Annotated in this window: 5 protein-coding genes; all 5 read right to left on the bottom strand. The window is 73.9% G+C overall.

All coding sequences use genetic code 11. From position 1 onward, the window contains the following. Nucleotides 1–4: 4 nt before the first annotated feature. Nucleotides 5–856: a metallophosphoesterase family protein gene (locus tag IE255_RS38195; protein WP_190055038.1), complete on the bottom strand. Its 852-nt coding sequence runs from the start codon at nt 854–856 to the stop codon at nt 5–7. Next, the gene (locus IE255_RS38190; RefSeq protein WP_190055037.1) at nt 849–3,875 is read right to left on the bottom strand and encodes an amino acid adenylation domain-containing protein; all 3,027 of its coding nucleotides are present in this window, start codon (nt 3,873–3,875) and stop codon (nt 849–851) included. Before IE255_RS38190 ends, IE255_RS38195 begins: the two co-directional genes overlap by 8 nt. Before the next feature lie 59 nt (nt 3,876–3,934). Then, nucleotides 3,935–4,927: a TauD/TfdA family dioxygenase gene (locus tag IE255_RS38185; RefSeq protein WP_190055036.1), complete on the bottom strand. Its 993-nt coding sequence runs from the start codon at nt 4,925–4,927 to the stop codon at nt 3,935–3,937. A 143-nt stretch (nt 4,928–5,070) separates the two neighbouring features. After that, nucleotides 5,071–10,710 (bottom strand): type I polyketide synthase, encoded by a 5,640-nt coding sequence (locus IE255_RS40265; protein ID WP_190055058.1) that lies wholly within the window; start codon nt 10,708–10,710, stop codon nt 5,071–5,073. 85 nt (nt 10,711–10,795) lie between these two features. Beyond that, nucleotides 10,796–13,819 (bottom strand): SDR family NAD(P)-dependent oxidoreductase (locus IE255_RS38175; RefSeq protein ID WP_190055035.1); only part of this gene is annotated, 3,024 nt, incomplete at its 5' end.

The following is a 13,819-nucleotide window of genomic DNA, read 5'->3' as shown; positions in this document are numbered from 1 at the left end:
GGTGTCACACGGGAACGGTCGCCGGCAGGACCGGCACCAGACGGCCGGGCTCACCCGGACGGCGACGCCACTCCCGGGGATAGCCGAGGGAGACCTCCTGGTGCGGTACGCCGTCGCACATGATCACCCGCGGGATGTGCAGATGTCCGTAGACCACGGCCCTGGCACGGAAGCGCCGGTGCCAGTCGTGCGTGGCCGTCGTCCCGCACCACAGCGCGAACTCCTGGCGCCACAGCACCCGGGTGGGCTCGCGCACCAGAGGGAAGTGGTTGACCAGGACCGTGGGCAGCTCCGCGGGCAGTTCCGCGAGCCGGGCCTCGGTCGTCCGTACCCGGGCGCGGCACCACGCCTCCCTGCTGGGGTAGGGGTCGGGGTGCAGCAGGAACTCGTCGCTGCAGACCACCCCGGCCCGCTCCGCGAGTTCCAGCGCCGCCGCCTTGGAGTACGTCCCCGCGGGCCGGAAGGTGTAGTCGTACAGCAGGAACAGCGGGGCGACCGCCACCGGGCCGCCCTCTCCCTCCCAGATCGGAAAGGGGTCCTCGGGGGTGACCACACCGAGGCCGCGGCAGAGGTCGACCACGTGCAGATAGCGCTGCTCCCCGCGGAGTTGGACGGGGTCGTCGGGGGCCGTCCACAGTTCGTGGTTGCCCGGGGCCCACACCACTGCGGCGAACCGGTCGCGCAGGGTGCGCAGCGCCCACTCGACGTCCGACACGCGCTCCCCGATGTCGCCCGCGACGATCAGCCAGTCCTGGTCGGAGCCGGGTCGCAGGGCGTCGACGATCGCTCTGTTCTCGTCGTAGCGGATGTGCAGGTCGCTGATCGCGAGCAGTCTGCCCGTTCGTGGGTCAGGCACCGCTCACCCCGCTGCCCGCGCGCGCCCGTTCGGCCAGTTCCGCCACCCTGGCCAGGGTGGGGACTGCGATGATCTCCGGCAGCCTGGCCATGAAGTCCTTCTCCCGCTCGATGCCCACGACGTCCGCGCTGACCGCGGCCAGCATCGCGAGGAGCGTGGCGGAGTCGCCGCCGAGCCGGTGGAAGTCCGCGTCCGCGCCGAGCCGGTCGATGTCCACCGCGAGGACCCGGGCCCAGATCTTGGCCACCGCGTCCTCGGCCTCGCCGCGCGTCGCGGCACCCGCCGTCGCGGAGTCGGCCGCCGGTCCCTCGAAAGGCACGGGCAGCGCCGAGACGTCGACCTTCTCGTTGACGGTGCGGGGCAGGTCGGGGACGACGAAGGTCGCGGTGGGCACCATGTAGCGCGGCAGTCGTTCCTTGACGTGTGCGGTGAGCTCCTCGACGGTCGCATCGCCGCGCAGCACGACGTAGGCGCACAGCACCTTGTCCCGCGTGCCCGGCTTGACCAGGCCGGTGGCGAACGCCGTGGCCACGGCGGGGTGTTCCTCCAGGGTCCGGGCGATCTCGGCCGGTTCGATGCGGTAGCCGAGCACCTTCACCTGCTCGTCGTTGCGACCGACGGACTCCAGTTCGCCCGAGGGGAGCATGCGGGCCAGATCGCCGCTGCGGTAGACGCGGGTGCCGTCGGCCAGGGCCGTGAATCGTTCGCGGTCGAGGTCGGGGCGGCCGCGGTAGCCGCGCGCCAGCTGGTCGCCCGCCAGGTGCATCTCGCCCACCTCGCCCGGGGCGACGAAGCGGCCGTCGCCGTCGAGCAGGTGGATCCGGGTGTTGTCGGTGGGCACGCCGATGGGCACGGAGGGCCGTCCGGCGTCGCGCTCCGCGTCGTAGCGCCGCGTCATGCAGCCGATGGTCGTCTCGGTGGGCCCGTACTCGTTGAAGATCCCGCAGTCCGGGCCGAAGAGCCGCTGGGCGCGGTCGGCGACCGAGGTCCGCAGCAGCTCGCCGCCCGCGATGACGGCGCGGAATCCGCTCGGCGCGAGATCGAAGCGGCTGATGAGGTCGAGGTGGGTGGGGGTGAGCTTGAGCGCGTTGGCACCCGAGTTCTCCAGCATGTCCCGCAGGACCACGTGGTTGGGCTCGTCCGGTACCAGCGCGATCGAACCGCCCGCGAGGAGCGGCACGAAGAGCGCCGTGTTGGACAGATCGAAGGCGAGCGAGGTGAACAGCGGGAAGCGGGAGGTGGCGTCCACGCCGTAGACCCGGGTCGCCCAGCTGACGAAGGTGGTCAGCTGGCGGTGCTCGATCTCGACGCCCTTGGGGCGGCCCGTCGACCCCGATGTGTAGATCACGTACGCGAGGTCCCCGGGCCGCACGTCGACGCCGGCCGGCCTGCGCGTGGATTCCGCGAGGTCCTCCAGGAGCACCGTCCGCGCTCCGTCCTGGGCGGCGAACTCGCGGTCCGCGTAGGCCCGTTCGGTCAGGCAGAGGGTGACCCCGGCGTCCGCCACCAGGTCGGCGAGCCGGTGGTCGGGCTGCTGCGGGTCGAGCGGCAGATACGCGGCGCCTGCCTTGAGCACGCCCCAGATGGCCGCCATGCCCGCGACCGTGCGGCCCGCGAGGAGCCCCACGAGGGTGTCGCGGCCGGCGCCGCGGTCGAGCAGTTCGGCCGCGACGGCGTCCGCCCGCCTGTCCAGCTGACGGAACGTCACGTCCCCCTCGGGGCCGGTCAGTGCGATGGCATCCGGGTTCCTGTCGGCCTGTTCCCGGAACTGCTGGACCACCGTGCCGGGGTGGGCCAGGGGACGCGCGGTGTCGTTGGCGTCCCACTCGCGGTGGGCACGCGGGGAGAGCGCTTCCTCGATCCGGTCGAGCAGCGCCTCGGCCCGCTCGGGGGTCTGCGGTCCGTCGTACCAGCCGATGGTGATCTCCGTGCGGCCGCCGCACTCCACCGCGTTGATCTCGGGCGGGCCGAGCGGGCCCGCGTTGGGCAGCGAGTACACCGTCGTGGCGTGGAACGTGTCCGTGCTGAAGTCGGCCAGGTCCACCTTTCCGACGTGCGACAGCGTCGCCAGGCTGCTGTAGCGGTCGTGCTGTGCGGAGAACGCGTCGAGCCCCATGATCTGCCGGCTCAGCACGGTCAGGTCCTGGGTGGGCAGCGTGGGGTCGACACGGGCCGCGAGGTCCTGCCGGCCGGCGAGGATCGACAGGAGCTGCTCGTGCGCCTGCTCCCAGGTGGAGCCCGCGCGCACCTCGTACAGCGGGTTGTTGGTGAGGTTGCCGGTCGAGCGGACACCGGGCAGGTACCTGCGCAGGTCGACCGGGACGAGGAAGCGTCCGGTGCTCAGCCCGCAGGCCTGGGTGACCGCCAGGGCGACCTTCGCCACCAGCGCCGGGTGCGTGCCGGCGACAGTGCGCCGGCGCCAGAAGAACGCGTGCTGCCCCTGCGGGCGGGAGCCGAGCGACGAGGGCCAGTCGAGATCGGGCTCGATGTCGCGGCTCTCGGGGGCGCCCACCTGCTCGATCAGCTCGCACTCCGTGATGCGCGAGGGCGCGCCGAGCGGCTCCTCGCCGCGCAGCACGCGGAAGATGTCGTCGGCCCAGGCGCGCACGCCCTGGCCGTCCATGACGGCGTGGAAGGCCCGCAGGATCAGCGTGTCCGACGCTTCGCCGGGCTGCAGCAGGATCTCGCAGGTGGGGCCGCCGTCGCGGCCCATGAGGGGGCTGTGCAGCCGCTCGGTGCCCGCGAAGGTGCGCGGGTCGAAGGAGTCGGCGGGCAGGACCCGCACGGCCGGGGCCGTGCCGCTGTCCACCCATGTCATGCCCTGCCGGGTCAGCCGCGCCCCGGGACAGGCCCGGGATGCCGTCGCCACCGCGCGGGCCAGCTCGTCGGGGTCGATGCGCCCCGCGCCCTCCACCACGATCTGGATGACGCCGGGAACCGAGTCGGGGTAGACCAGGAACCATGTCTCCGTGGGTGAGACAGGTCGGCTGTAGGTGCTGTCGTCCTCACCCGGGGACATGGGGGACCTCAATTCGGTTCGATCGGTGTCGGTGCGTTCGCGTGCGGCCGGCGCTGTGGTCAGGCGGCGCCGAGGACCTGGCCGTCCTGTCGCCGCATGGCGCGGGACCGGCGGAAGTCCAGGTGTACGAAGACGCGTTGCAGCCAGCGGTCCCGGCCGTCGTACCGCGGCTGGAAGGCGTTGCGCCCGTGCAGGGCGAGTCGGTTGTCGACGAACGCCAGGTCACCGGGGCGCAGGATCAGCGTGTGGGCGATCTGCTCGATGACCGACTCGAGCTGCGCCATCGCTTCGCCGGCCTCGTCGTCGACCGGGAGCGTGCTGCTGAAGTCGACCTTCAGGTTGGGGTCGTCGACGCTTCCGCTGAGGATGCCGTGCGGCTCCTGCATGCCGTCCTCCAGCTCGAAGGAGGCGGGCGCGACGGTGACGAAGCGGGGCTGGTGGAGGATGTCCCGGGTGCGGTCGGACAGCAGCGGGAGCGCGTTGCGTACGGAGGCCACCCGCAGTCCCGCGATGTTCTCGTGGTCGTTGCGCAGGCACATCAGGCCGACCAGATCGGGCTTGTGCTCGTGAAACGCGTTCTCCGTGTGCATGTTGAGCTTGATGGAGCCCGCGTTTCCCTGGAACTCCTCCAGGCCGGGCACCGGCACCACGTCCTGGACGAGCGCGCCCGACTTCTCCTTGTCGAACGCGATCACCTCGCCCATCGCCATGGCGATGAGGACCAGCGAGGCCGCCGACGTGCTGCTCTCGCGCTGCACCGAGCCGCGGACCGCCGGGGTGTCGGGCACCGTCTCGGGGTCCACGGGCAGATTGCGGACCAGCAGCATGGCCTCGCGGCCGGAGTTCCAGGTGAACTGGCGCAGCACCTGGCGCAGGCGCGGCGGCAGCAGGCAGGAGAGTTCCCTTGCCTGGGCTATCCAGCGTGGGTCGTCGACCAGTTGGGGTGCGGTGTCCCTCAACCGGACGGCCAGCGCGGTCAGTTCGGCCTTCTCCCGGCCGTCGAGGGAGATCTGTGCATCATCGCCGATTTTCGGCCTTGTTTCGACAGGCATAATCAACCATTCGTTGGCAGAGTTGATGCGAACCACGGGTCCGCGAAGTCGACTCCGGTTCGGAGACTATGAATCGGGTCAAACTCGCGGCAACCCCTAACCGCGGCCGCCGACCCCTGTACGGGGTGCGGCGGCGGGCCCGCTCAGCAGCCCTCGCTCCTGAGCCATTCCTGCATCTGACGGGCGACGTCCGCCCCGTGGTCGCCGATCAGGGTGAAGTGGTCACCCGGGGCGTCGACGGCCGTGTGCGGCAGGGGCCAGGAAGCGCGCCAGTCGCCCTCCCCCGTCCACTCGCTCAGGGGGGTGCTCGCCCGCATCAGGAGCGTGGGCACATCGACCGGCTGGGGCGTCACGCCGTGCAGGAGCGGGAGATACGCAGCCCACGCGGTGGTGCGGAAGTCGTCCATCGGCGTGTACGCGCTGTCCCGCTCCAGCATTCCGTCCAGGAGCTCGGGGACCCACCGCGCCATCACGTCGCTGTCCGTGGGGTAGCTGTCCAGGAGCACCACGGCGGCGGGCGGGCGGCCCTGCCCGGCCAGCTCGTGCGCGAGGGAGTTGGCCAGCTGCGCGCCGCCGGAGTGGCCGGTCAGCACGAACGGCCCGTCCCCCGCGGTGCGCAGGACCGAGTCCGCGTGCGTACGCATCAGGACGTCGTAGGAGGCAGGCAGCGCCTCGTCGGCGGCGAAGCCCGGGTGCGGCAGCGCGTACACACTGCGCGACCCGCGGAACCCGGCCGCGAGCCTCGCGTACTCGTGCGCTCCGGAGAGCATCGACATCGTGCAGCAGCAGAAGACCGGGGGCAGCTCCGCGCCGGACCCGGCCCGCCGGCCGCCGGCCGTGTCCCGTCCCCTGCCCGACGCGAGACGCACGACGGTGGCGGGGCGCGGCAGGTCGGACGGGTCCGTGTAGACCGGGCGGAACTCGGCGAGCCGCAGCAGGACCTTCGCGTACTCGGTGGACTCCCCCTGGGAACGCGTGTGCCGGAACAGCTGGCCGAGGATGCCGCCGCTGCCCGCGGCGGGACTCCGGCCGGCCGTGGGCGCGGCGGCCGCGCCTTCGGCGACGCCCTCGCCCTCCTCCGCGCCGGTGGTGCCGTCGGCGAGCACGGCCGACAGGTGCCGGGCCAGCTCGGACGGCGTGGGGTGGTCGAACAGGAGCGTGCCGGAGAGGTCGTCGAGGCCGGTCGCCGTCTGCAGGGCGTCGCGCAGCTCCAGCGCCGTCAGGGAGTCGAAGCCCTGCTCCAGGAAGTCCCGGTCGACATCTACGGCGCCGGCCGACGCATGGCCGAGCACCGCCGCCGCACGGCCGCGGACCAGGTCGAGCAGCAACTGATGGCGGTCGGGCGGCGAGCAGCTCTCCAGCTGGGCGGCGAGTGCCGCCGGGGGCTCGTCCGGCAGCGCCTGCGTCACCGGGGCGGCGAGCACCGCCCGCGCCTCGGGGACCCCGGTGAGCAGCGCACTGGGCCGGGCGACGGTGAACGCGGGCGTGAACCGCGCCCAGTCGATGTCGGCGATGGCCACGCAGGTGTCGTCGTGGTCCAGCGCCTGCTGGAGGGCGATCACGGCCGGGCCGGGGCGCAGCGGGCGCACCCCGCGCCTGCGCAGCTGCTCGTCGGCGGCCCCGGGGGACGAGCCGGCCCACGGCACCCAGGCGATGGACGTGCCGGGCAGGCCGCGCTCCCTGCGCGCCTCCACGAGGGCCTCCATGGCGGCGCCGACCGCCGCGCGGACGGCGAAGCCGCCGCTGCCCCAGGTGGCCGCGGTGGAGGAGAACACCACGAACGCCTCGAGTTCGGGAGCGGTGAGCGCCCCGTCGAGAAGCCGGGCGAGTCCGGTCTCCGCGCGCACGGCCCGCGCCAGCTCGGCGGGCTCGGTCTCGGCCAGCGGGACGCCTGCCTCGGTCGGCAGCGCGATGTGCACGACGGCGGTGACATGGCTCAGGCGTGCGAGCTGCCGGATCCGGGCGCCCAGGTCGGGGCAGTCCTCCACATGGCCGGGCAGCACGGTCACCTTCGCGCCCGCAGCGGTCACCCGCTCCTCCACGACCGCGGCCCGCTCGGCGTCGGCACCGGCGAGGACCACGTGGTCGGCGCCCTGTTCGGCCAGCCAGCCGGCCACATGAGCGGTACGCTCGTCGGCCGAGCCGGTCAGCAGGACGGTGCCGTGCGGGGTCCAGCGGCGCACCGGCTCCCGGTCCTCGGCGCGGGCGCGCACCAGCCGGCGCCCCAGTACTCCCGTGGCGCGCACGGCGAGCTGGTCCTCGCGGTCCGCGGCACCGAGCACCCCCACGAGGCGGTCGAGCGCGGCCTCGTCCAGGGCGGCGGGCAGGTCGACCACGCCACCCCACCGCTCGGGGTGCTCCAGCGCCACGACCCTGGCCAGGCCCCAGAGTTGAGCGGCGACCGGATCCGGGGCGGGGTCGGTGCCGACGGCCCGCACGGCGCCCGAGGTAAGACACCACAGGGGCGCCGAGACGCCGTTGTCGCCCAGTGCCTGCAACAGGGCGGCCGTCGCCGCGAACGCACCGTCGGGGCAGCTCCCGGCCCCGGGTTCGGCCAGCGCCTCGAGTGACAGCACGCCCGCCAGCGGGGGCAGCGCGGGGTCGGGCCACAGCCGGTTCACGGCGTCGGCGAGGGTGTTCCGGTCCGCGCCCGCGAGGGGGACGCGGAGCACCGCGGCCCCGTGGGCGCGCAGCGCCCGCGTCACGCTCGCCGCGGGGGCCGTGTCCGGGCCGACGACCAGCCAACTGCCGGACAGTGACACGGAGTCGGGGGCCGTGACCGGCTCCCAGGCCGTCCGGTAGCGCCAGTCGCTGGTCAGCGCGGAGAGCGCGGAGCGCTTGCGGTAGGCGGCCAGGGCCGGAAGGACCGTGCGCAGCGCGGCCTCGTCCTCCTCCGGCGCGTCCAGGAGCCGCGCCACCGCGGCGGGCCCGCCGTGTTCCACCGCGCTCCAGAAGCCGCCGTCCCCGGCTGCGGGTTCCGGCGCGCCGGCGCGGGCCGCGGGGGGCGCGGGCCAGTACCGCTGCCGCTGGAAGGCGTACGTCGGCAGGTCGACGCGGCGTGTGCCGCGGCCTGCGAACACCGCGTCCCAGTCGACGGCCCTGCCCTGCACATGGAGTTCGGCGAGCATGGTGAAGAGCGCGTGTGCCGCAGGCCTGTCGCGTCGCTGCGCGGCGGCGAGCAGCGGCTGCCGGGCATCGGTGCGGTCGGCCAGGCAGCCGCGGGCGAGCGCGGTCAGCACCCCGTCGGGCCCCAGCTCCACGAACGTGGTGACGCTGTCGTCGCTCAGCCGCCGCACGGCGTCGGCGAACCGGACGGTCTCCCTGACCTGCCGGGTCCAGTAGTCGGCGGAGACCGCCTGGTCCGCGGTGAGCCGTTCGCCGGTCAGCGCGCTGACGACGTCGATCTCCGGCCGGCGGAACGTCAGACCCTCGGCGACGGACCTGAACTCGGCCAGCATCGCGTCCATGTGGGCCGAGTGGAAGGCGTGGCTGGTCCGCAGCTCCTTGTGCCTGCGGCCACGGGCCGCCCACAGCGCCACGACCTCGTCGACCGACGCGCGGTCGCCGGAGACGACGACGGCCGCGGGGCCGTTGACGGCGGCGATCGACAGGGCGGCGTCGGGGCGGCCCGCGAGCGAGCCGCGCACCTGCTCCAGCGACTCCCGCACCTCCCGCTCCGACGCCTCGACGGAGACCATGCCGCCGCCCGCGGGCATCGCCTGCATCAGCCGGCCGCGCGCCGCGACCAGCGTGCAGGCGTCCTCCAGGGAGAGGATGCCCGCGGCGTGTGCGGCGGCAAGCTCTCCCACCGAGTGACCGGCCACCGCGTCCGGGCGCACCCCCCATGACTCCAGGAGCCGGTGGAGGGCCACTTCGAAGGCGAACAGCGCGGGCTGGGCGTACTCGGTCCGGTCCAGCAGGTCCGCGTCGGTGCCGGACATCACCGCACGCAGCGGCGTGCGCAGGTGCAGGTCGAAGTGGGCGCAGGCGGCGTCCAGGGCTTCGGCGAACGCGGGGAACAGCGCGTGGAGTTCCTCCCCCATGCCGAGGCGCTGGCTGCCCTGCCCGGTGAACAGGAAGGCGGTGCCGCCCGCGACGCGCACCGCGCCGCGGACCACACCCGGCCCCGGCTCGTCCGCGGCCACCGCCGTGAGCCCCCGCAGCAGAGCGGCGTGGTCGGCCGCCAGGACCACCGCGCGGCGGTCCAGGGCCGCGCGGGACACGGCGAGGGACCGACCGAGGTCCGTCAGCGGTACGTCCGGGGTCTCGCGCAGCCGGTCGACGAGCCGGGCCGCCTGTCCGCGCAGCGCCTCGTCCGTCCGCCCGGACACCAGGAGCGGCACGACGGGCAGCGGGGCGCCCTCGGCCCCGGCGTCCGGGGCGTCCGGGGCTTCCGTGGATTCCGCGTCCGGGGCTTGTTCGAGGATCAGGTGGGCGTTGGTGCCGCTCAACCCGAAGGCGGAGACCCCGGCCCGCCGGGGCCGCCCGGTGTCCGGCCAGGTGACGGCCTCGGTCAGCAGCGACACGGCGCCGCTCGACCAGTCGACGTGCGGGGTCGGCTCGTCGATGTGCAGGGTGCGCGGCAGCACCCCGTGGCCGAGCGCGAGGACCGTCTTGATCGCGCCGATCGCCCCGGCCGCGGCCTGCGTGTGGCCGATGTTCGACTTGACCGTGCCGAGCAGCAACGGCCGCTCGGCGGACCGCTGCCGGCCGTACGTCGCGAGCAGCGCCTGCGCCTCGATCGGGTCGCCCAGCGTCGTGCCCGTGCCGTGCGCCTCCACCGCGTCGATGTCGGCGGGCGCCAGTCCGGCGTCGGCGAGGGCCTGGCCGATCACCCTGCGCTGGGCCGGGCCGCTGGGCGCGGTCAGGCCGTTGCTCGCGCCGTCCTGGTTGACGGCGCTGCCCCGCACCACGGCCAGGACCTGGTGGCCGTTGCGCCGTGCGTCGGACAGCCGCTCCAGGAGCAGGACGCCCACGCCCTCGCCCCAGCCGGTGCCGTCGGCGGCTGCCGCGAACGACTTGCACCTGCCGTTGCCGGCCAGCCCTCCCTGCTTGCTGAACTCGACGAACGCGCCGGGGGACGCCATGACCGTCACACCGCCCGCGAGCGCCAGCGAGCACTCGCCGCCGCGCAGCGAACGCACGGCCAGGTGGAGCGCCACCAGCGACGAGGAGCAGGCGGTGTCCACGGTCACCGCCGGCCCCTCCAGGCCGAAGGTGTAGGAGAGCCGGCCCGAGAGGACGCTGCCCGCGCCGCCGGTGAGCAGGAAGCTCTCGCTGCCCTCGGCGTCGCCGTACATGCCCGCGCTGTACCCCGACGACGAGGCGCCCACGAACACCCCGGTGCGGGTGCCCCGTACGGACGTGGGGTCGACTCCGGCCCTTTCGAGCACCTCCCAGGTGGCTTCGAGGAGGAGCCGCTGCTGCGGGTCCATCGCCAGCGCCTCGCGGGGGCTGATGCCGAAGAGCACCGGGTCGAAGGCGTCGGCGTCGTGGACGAAGCCGCCCTCCGGAGTGATGCCCGAATCCCCCAGGCCGCGCAGCCAGTCCACGTCCCAGCCGCGCCCGTCGGGGAAGCCGGACATGGCGTCCGCGCCGTCCAGGACGAGCCGCCAGAGGTCTTCCGGTGACCGGACGCCGCCCGGGAGGCGGCAGCTCATCGCCACGACGGCGATGGGCTCGGTGCGTTCGTCGACGAGACGCTGGTGCTGTTGACGCAGCCGCTCGTTCTCCACGAGAGACGTCCTCAGTGCCTGGACGATCTCTTCGACCTGCGTCCCCATCATGTACTCCACACTGGTCGTCGCATCAGCGGTTCGCGTCTCGGAAGTTCGCGCATCAGCAGTTCGCGCGCCGGCAGTTCTGGCATCAGGCGTCCTTCGTCCCTGTCGCCATCCGGACGAGGTCGTCGATGTCCATGGCATTGATCTCGTCCACCCGGTCCCCGGCCCCGGGCTCCTCCCGGCCCGCCCCGGCCTCTTCCCCGTCGGCGGCCCCGGCAAGGCGCAGCAGCTGGTCCAGCAGGCCTGCCGCGCGGATCCTGGCGATCGGCACGGCGGCGAGTACGGCACGCGCCTCGGAGTCCTCCGAGGTCTCGGCGCCCGCGGCGTCGGGCCCGGCGTCCCGGCCGGCGTCCACCGGCAGCAGTTCACGGCGCAGCCGGTCGCGCAGCGCCACCGGGGACGGCTCGTCGAAGACCACGGTGGTCTCGAGACGCACACCGGTGGCCGCGGTGAGCCGGTTGCGCAGATCGACCGCCATGACCGAGTCGAACCCCAGCTCCTTGAAGGCGCGTTGGGGCTCCACGGCGTCGGCGGAGGGGTGCCCCAGCGCGGCGGCCGCCTCGGTGCGCACCAGCTCCAGGAGCGTCCTGTCGCGCTCCGCGTCCGACGCCGATGCGAGCCGCTCGCGCAGGCCGGCGGCCGGCAAGGCGGCCGTGTCCCCGGCCGGCTCGTCGGTCCGGAGCGCGGCGGCGGCCTCGGGGACGTCCTCGATCAGCGGCCGGGCCCTGGAGATGGTGAAGGCCGGCGCGAACCACGTCCAGTCGATGTCGGCGACGGTCAGACAGGTCTCGCCCTGCTCCACGGCCTGCACGAGCGCCCGCACGGCCGGCTCGGCCGCCATCGGCCGCAGTCCGCGGCGGACGAGGGTGTCCTCGGCGGCGGCGTCGACCATACCGCCGCCCGCCCAGCCGCCCCAGGCGACCGAGGTCGCGGGCAGCCCCCGGGACCTGCGGTGCTCCGCCAGGGCGTCGAGAGAGCAGTTGGCGACGGCGTACGCGCCCTGCGCGGCACCACCCCAGACCGCCGCCCCCGAGGAGAACAGGACGAAGGCGTCCAGCGAGCCGTCGGCGAACAGTTCGTCCAGGTACGCCGCGCCGGCCGTCTTCGCCGCCATGACGCGGGCGAACTGCGCCGGGTCGCAATCCCTGAGGCCCGCCTGCAGCGTCTCCCCCGCGGCGTGCACCACCGAGCGGATGGGCGCGCCGTCGGCGGCCTCCACCTCCTTGACCAGGGCGGCCAGGGCCGTGCGGTCCGAGACGTCGCAGGCCACCAGGGTCACCCGGACTCCCATGGCGGTGAGTTCGGCTTCGAGCGCGGCCGCGCCGGGGGTGTCGGCGCCCCTGCGTCCGGTCAGCACCAGATGCTCCGCGCCGTGCCCGGCGAGCCAGCGGGCGACGTGACCGCCGAGGGCCCCCATGCCGCCGGTGACCAGCGCGGTGCCGCGCGGCCGCCAGGGCTTCGCGGCCTTCATACGGTCGGCGGGCGACCGCACCAGCCTGCGTACGACCACGCCCTGGGAACGCACGGCCAGTTGATCCTCGTCACCAGCCCCGGTGAGCAGTCCGCAGACCCGCGCGGCCGACTGCTCGTCGAGCACGGCCGGCAGGTCGATGAGGCCGCCCCAGCGCTCGGGGTGCTCAAGACCGATCACCCGGCCGAGCGCCCAGGTCTGCGCCTGGACCGGCCGCGCGAGCGGCTCGGCGCGGCTCACCGCGACCGCTCCCCGCGTCAGGCACCACAGGGGTGCGGTGACGTCCAGGTCCGTCATGGCCTGGACGAGGGACGTGGTCGCCGCGACGCCCGCGGGAACCACCGGGTGGAAGGGGTCGGGGCGTTCGTCCTGCGCGAGGAAGGAGAGGACACCGTCGACGGGCCCGTCGGCGAGCGCGTCCCCGAGCCACTGGAGGGCCATGGCCCGTCCCGTGTCGTCGGCCTCGAAGGGCACGCGTACGGTACGCACCCCTCGCCGGGCCAGCTCCTGCTCCACCGCACGGACGGGCTCGTCGTCCGTCGCTCCCTGCGAGGTGACGATCAGCCAGGTCCCGGAGGGCAGGGCGCCGCTCGGCGCGACGGCGCCCTCCAGCGGCTTCCAGACGACGCGGTACCGCCAGCCGTCCAGGACGGACTGCTCGCGCTGCTGCCGTCGCCAGGAGGACAGCGTGGGAAGCACGTCCGACCAGGAGTCCCGGCCGTCCGCGCCGATCCCCAGGGTGTCGGCGAGCGTCCCGAAGTCCTGGCTCTCCACGGCGTCCCAGAACGCCGTGTCCATCGGGTCACCGCCGTGTGCCGCCGGAGAGGCTGGAGCCATGGACTTCGGCCAGTAGCGCTGGCGTTGGAAGGGGTAGGTGGGCAGGTCCACGTGGGTGGCCTGCTGCCCGGCGAAGACGGCCTGCCAGTCCAGCTCCACGCCCCGGACATGCGCTTCGGCCAGCGAGGTCATGAAGCGGTGTGCCTCGTCCTCGTCGCGGCGCAGCGTGCCCAGAGCCGCCGCGTCACTACCGGCCGCGTCGAAGGTCTCCTGCAGTCCGAGGTTGAGCACCGGGTGCGGGCTCACCTCGATGAACACGCCAAGACCGTCCCCGGCCGCCGCGCGCACCGCCTCCTCGAACTGCACCGTGGAACGCAGATTGCGATACCAGTAGCCGCCGTCCAGGCCCGTCGTGTCGTCCAGCAGAGTGCCGGTGAGTGTCGAGTAGAACGGCACCCGGCCCGCAACCGGCGCCACGCCCGCCAGCAGCTCCGCCAACTCCGCCTCGATCAGCTCCACCTGGGCCGAGTGCGAGGCATAGTCCACAGCGATCTTCTTCGCGCGGACGCCCTGCTCGGTGCAGGAGGCCACCAGCTCCTCCAGCGCATCCGGCTCACCGGACACCACCACCGAGGACGGACCGTTGACCGCCGCCACCGAGATACGACCATTCCAGGCCGTCAGACGCTCACACACCTCCCCCACCGGCAACGACACCGACACCATGCCACCGCCACCCGACAGGGCCAGCAGAGCCTTGGACCGCAAGGCCACGACCCGCGCACCGTCCTCCAGCGACAGACCACCCGCGACCACCGCCGCCGCGATCTCCCCCTGCGAGTGACCGATCACCGCGGCCGG

Origin of the sequence: Streptomyces lomondensis (genome assembly GCF_014651035.1) — a bacterium.
In the GTDB taxonomy this organism is placed as follows: Bacteria; Actinomycetota; Actinomycetes; order Streptomycetales; family Streptomycetaceae; genus Streptomyces; species Streptomyces lomondensis.
This window is presented reverse-complemented; position numbering and strand designations above follow the sequence as displayed.